Source organism: Hyphomonas sp. UBA3601 (assembly GCF_002375605.1).
GTDB lineage: Bacteria > Pseudomonadota > Alphaproteobacteria > Caulobacterales > Hyphomonadaceae > Hyphomonas.
In genome coordinates, this window is sequence record NZ_DFME01000064.1 from 894 (window position 1) to 5,698 (window position 4,805).

Annotated in this window: 5 protein-coding genes; 1 reads left to right on the plus strand and 4 read right to left on the minus strand. The window is 56.9% G+C overall.

Features of this window, described 5'->3' with window-relative positions; translation table 11 throughout:
• Nucleotides 1-57: 57 nt before the first annotated feature.
• Nucleotides 58-492 (plus strand): GNAT family acetyltransferase, encoded by a 435-nt coding sequence (locus B4F73_RS06875; protein WP_112073740.1) that lies wholly within the window; start codon nucleotides 58-60, stop codon nucleotides 490-492.
• A 328-nt stretch (nucleotides 493-820) separates the two neighbouring features.
• On the opposite strand, the gene B4F73_RS06880 is transcribed toward B4F73_RS06875, so the two are convergent.
• The 4 genes from B4F73_RS06880 to B4F73_RS06895 form a co-directional block, all read right to left on the minus strand.
• A complete protein-coding gene (locus B4F73_RS06880; RefSeq protein WP_034742714.1) occupies nucleotides 821-1,639 on the minus strand; it encodes a DNA -binding domain-containing protein in 819 nt (272 codons plus the stop codon).
• A 298-nt stretch (nucleotides 1,640-1,937) separates the two neighbouring features.
• Nucleotides 1,938-2,987, minus strand: a complete 1,050-nt coding sequence (gene dmpG / locus B4F73_RS06885; protein ID WP_045699438.1) for a 4-hydroxy-2-oxovalerate aldolase — start codon at nucleotides 2,985-2,987, stop codon at nucleotides 1,938-1,940.
• The gene (locus tag B4F73_RS06890) at nucleotides 2,987-3,934 is read right to left on the minus strand and encodes an acetaldehyde dehydrogenase (acetylating) (protein ID WP_045699440.1); all 948 of its coding nucleotides are present in this window, start codon (nucleotides 3,932-3,934) and stop codon (nucleotides 2,987-2,989) included. The genes dmpG and B4F73_RS06890 overlap by 1 nt, the downstream gene beginning before the upstream one ends.
• A 12-nt stretch (nucleotides 3,935-3,946) precedes the next feature.
• The gene (locus tag B4F73_RS06895) at nucleotides 3,947-4,735 is read right to left on the minus strand and encodes a 2-keto-4-pentenoate hydratase (protein ID WP_034738348.1); all 789 of its coding nucleotides are present in this window, start codon (nucleotides 4,733-4,735) and stop codon (nucleotides 3,947-3,949) included.
• Between the last annotated feature and the right edge of the window lie 70 nt (nucleotides 4,736-4,805).

Sequence of the window (4,805 nt, forward strand, 5' to 3'; positions counted from 1 at the left end):
AAACACCAAACAGGCAGGCTGGTGCCGTGGATACGAATCCTTCCAGACCCGACAGCCATGGCCTTGGATATACGAGACTTCCGGGAAGCTGACCGCGCAGCGCTGATTGCGCTTTGGGAGGCGTGTGCGCTGACCCGGCCATGGGACGACCCGAATGCAGACATGGACCGGTCGATCGCATCCCGCGATGCCACGATCCTCGTCGGTACATTAGATAACGATGTCATTGCCAGCGCCGTGGTCGGCCATGACGGCCATCGCGGCTGGATCTACTATCTGGCTGTCAGCCCAGACCGTAAAGCCTGCGGCCATGGGCGCGAAATGATGGCCGAAGCCGAGCTTTGGCTGACGGCGCGGGGGACGCCGAAGGTGCAGCTCATGGTGCGCGGGGAGAACGAGACCGCGACTGCCTTCTACAATGCCCTCGGCTACGAGCGCCAGGATGTGACCGTTCTCGGCAAATGGCTCATGCCCTCGCCCGAGGCAGATTGAGGTATCGAGAGGCCACGCGCGCCTGACCCCTCTGGCCGTAAGGCCAGTGGGAAGCAAAGCGCGGCCCCCGCCGGCGAGCCCCCGCAGCGCGCGGCGACCCGAACGGGTGGCCGCGTGACCGGAGACGAGCCGGGCCCGGTCAGGTGACGTGGACGAGGTGGAGGGCTCTCGTCTCCCGGACAGCCCCGCGTCAGCAGGCGGGGGAGGGGCGATGCTTACAAGTGCTTTGAGATACTAAGAGGTGTCTACCAGTTCGTAAGCCGCTAATCGAAATAGAGCGTTCGACCGGATGACGTCGTATGCGCTCTTCGATGTGCGGAGGGGCAGGTCAAAGGTTCTCTTCCAAAAGGGAGAAATATTCGCCGTCCCGAAGGCGCTGGCCCTTGGCGAGCAGGCGGGCCATTTCGGACTTCATGGCGGACGACGGTCCGCCCCATTCTTCCGAGATGCGCTTCTCACCATAGAAAATCGTCGCGGTTTCACGATAGGTGAGTCCCGCGTCGTGGGCATCCAAGGCGACAAGAGCGTTGCGATAGCCGAGGCCCTTGCGTGACCAGACAGGAGGCGACATGTCGTCGTCGCCGTAGACCTTCTGGGCACGGTTCAGCGCATTCACGTGATCCTGCATTGTGCTGAATCCCGAGATGGAGAATTCCATTTTTACAGGCTCGAGGGACAAGAGCGACTTGCCACTGCACCTGACCTGGATCGAGCACTTCTTACCTTTGACAAGGATGTGTTCGTGCTCGAAGGCATCCACGAGATGGATGATCTTGCAGAGGCGCGTGCTCTTTTCGAAGATTTCGTCGATCTCGCCGCGCTCTCTTTCACGCACGTGAACGGCGACCTTGCGGGGATAGGTCTTGTCGGACCAGAAGACATGCGTGGTAAGGGCCGACTGATCTGGGTTCGGAAAATAGAGAAGTCCCCAGTCTTCGGCTTGGCGGTCCTGCTCGCAAAGCCGGAGAAGCTGTATGTCACAACATGCCGTTCTTGTTTCAAAGTCAGGTTGCGCAGCATAGGCGGCGGCTTTCAGCGCGGAATTGCGCCGGGCGAATTCCCAGGCCCAGTTCCCGCGTGAGAGATTGGCGGTGTAGTCATACCTGGCGAGGGTATCGTTCAGGTCTTCTATCGTGTGAACAAGCATGGATCTGCCTCCCGCGTCAGGGGAATGCAGAAGGCGTGCCAATTTCAATTTATCATGGAAACTTCAAGGTTGCTCGCTTAGGTCAAAAGGCGATGAAAAAGTGCGCTCACCGAGCCAAAAGCACTGTACGCACATAAGCAGATTGAGCGTGTTCTGACTGCGCCGTTCGTCCAGACAGATTGAATCTCGCAGCCGTCACAATTACAACAGGCTGCATCGAGAGATTGATACCAGATAGATGATTGTAGTCTCGCATCGTGACCGCGATGCAAGACAACAGTCAATAAAGATTGGTCGCTCACGTCGCAAGTTTTTGAGTGGATTGTTGTTCTTTCAATATATCCAGGGCTACGTCGACGATCATATCTTCCTGGCCACCAACCATACGCCTACGTCCTAGTTCAACCAGGATTTCACGTGTATCGATCCCATAATCTTTCGCTGCCTTCTCTGAATGCCGGAGGAAGGACGAGTACACCCCGGCATAGCCCAGCGAGAGCGTTTCGCGATCAACGCGGACGGGGCGGTCCTGGAGTGGGCGGACAAGTTCCTCAGCGGCATCCATGAGCGCGAAAAGATCGCATCCATGCTTCCACCCCTTTCGCTCGGCGGCTGCGATGAACACCTCAAGCGGTGCGTTTCCGGCCCCGGCACCCATGCCGGCCAGCGAAGCATCCACGCGTCTTGCGCCATGTTGAACGCCGACAATGGAATTGGCGACGCCAAGCGACAGATTGTGGTGGGCGTGGATACCCCGTTCAGTTTCCGGCTTCAGGACTTTTTCGTAGGCTTGAAGCCGTGCGATGTATCCATCCATGTCGAGCGCGCCGCCACTATCGGTGACATAGATACATTCGGCACCATAGCTTTCCATCATGGCGGCTTGTTCAGCCAATTTCTCAGGCTCAACCATGTGGGACATCATAAGAAAGCCAACCGTGTCCATACCCAGATCTCTGGCAACACCGATATGCTGTTTCGATACGTCGGCTTCCGTGCAGTGTGTGGCGATCCTGACAGACCTGACGCCAAGCTTGTAGGCATGCTTCAGCTCCTCGATCGTTCCGATCCCGGGAAGGAGGAGCGTGGTCAGTTTCGCCGTTTTCACTGAATCTGCGACGGCTTCAATCCACTCCCAGTCTGTGTGGGCACCAAAACCATAATTGAAGCTTGAGCCATTCAGGCCGTCTCCATGTGCAATCTCGATTGCGTCGACCCCGGCCTGGTCAAGGGCGGCGGCAATCTTGCTGACGTGCTCGATACCGTATTGGTGTCGGATCGCATGCATCCCGTCGCGCAGAGTGACGTCCTGAATGTAAAGATTGTCGGATTTTGGATCGAACGCCATCAGGCAGTCTCCTTGGCTAGCCGCTGCGCGGCGATCTTCTCAGCGGTCGCAATGCCAGCTGACGTCATTATGTCGAGATTTCCCGCGTATGCAGGCAAGTAGTGGGCCGCACCCTCGACTTCCAGGAAGACGCTGGTCTTGATGCCTTCAAACGTGCCCAGGCCCGGAATCTTGACCGGGTTGTTCGAGCCGAACCGTTCGAACTGAACCTTTTGCTTCATCCGATAGCCGGGCACATAGGCATTGACCTTTGCAACCATTGCTTCGATTGAGGCCTCAATTGTCGGCTCATCTGCGCCACTAGAGAGGGTGAATACCGTATCGCGCATGATCATCGGAGGCTCCGCCGGGTTCAGGACGATTATGGCTTTGCCTTTCCGGGCTCCTCCAACCTCTTCTATACCCTTTGAGGTGGTCTCGGTGAATTCATCAATGTTGGCCCGCGTTCCCGGCCCGGCTGACTTGGAGGCGATGGAAGCGACGATCTCCGCATAGTGGACTGTCGCGACGGATGCTACTGCTGCCACGATTGGGATCGTCGCCTGCCCGCCGCAAGTGACCATGTTGACATTTGACGCATCCAGATGCGCGTCACCATTGACGACGGGTATGACATACGGCCCGATCGCCGCAGGCGTGAGGTCGATCATCACCTTTCCGGCGGACGTGACGACTTCATTGTGCCGCTTGTGTGCGCCAGCAGATGTCGCATCAAAGACAATTCCGATTTCGGGCCACACGTCGAGCTTAACGAGACCCTCAATTCCTTCATGCGTGGTCGCGATACCCATGCGCTTTGCCCGGGCAAGGCCGTCCGAGTCGGGATCGATCCCGACCATCGCGCCCATTTCGAGACCCTTTGACTTGCGTATGACCTTGATCATGAGGTCAGTTCCGATATTTCCGGATCCGATGATCGCAACCTTGGTCTTCTTGAGAGTTGTCATTTCCAATGTCTCCTATTTAGCCGCAATTGCGAGGCGAACCGACCCAATACCTTCGATATCTGCTTCAAACAGATCACCAGGCTCCATTGAGGCCATCGGGCCAAGAGCACCTGTCAGAACGACGTCGCCGGCCTTGAGAGGTGCTCCGAGCTCTGCGCATTTTCGTGCGAGCCAGAGTGCGGCGTTTAGCGGATTTCCAAGGCACGCGATGCCGGCGCCATATGAAACCGGGCGTCCATTGCATTTCATCACCATGCCAGCATTGACGAGATCAAGCCCATGCAGTGCACGAACAGGACCGCCCAGGACATATAGGCCTGATGAGGCGTTATCCGCGATCGTATCCGAAATGCGGATATCCCAGTCCTTGATACGACTGCCCACAATTTCGATGGCAGGCACGACGTGGTCTATGGCTCGGATCAGTTCGCTTGGCGTTGTATCCTGCGCGTTGATGTCCCTGCCGAGTATAACGGCTATTTCAGCCTCGGCCTTGGGTTGTTGAGTTGCTGACAACGGAATTTCATCACCGTCGCAATATTCCATATCCGCATAGAGGACGCCAAAATCGGGCTGGTCTACGCCAAGTTGATTTTGGACTGCCGCTGACGTCAGGCCAATTTTCCGGCCAACAATCCGTCGCCCTGCGGATACCCACCGGGCTGTGTTGATCGCCTGGACCTCGTATCCGGCTTGCGGATCAAGACCAATGAGATCACGCACTGGCGCGCAGTAGGTTTGTCCAGCGTGTGCGTTGAACAGTGCATCCGCAGCCTTTTGAATTTCATCTCTGGAGATCATGGTCTGGTTCGCGTCCGTAAGTAACTTGGAATGTAGATCGCTAACTACGCGATATACTTGACACTGCAAT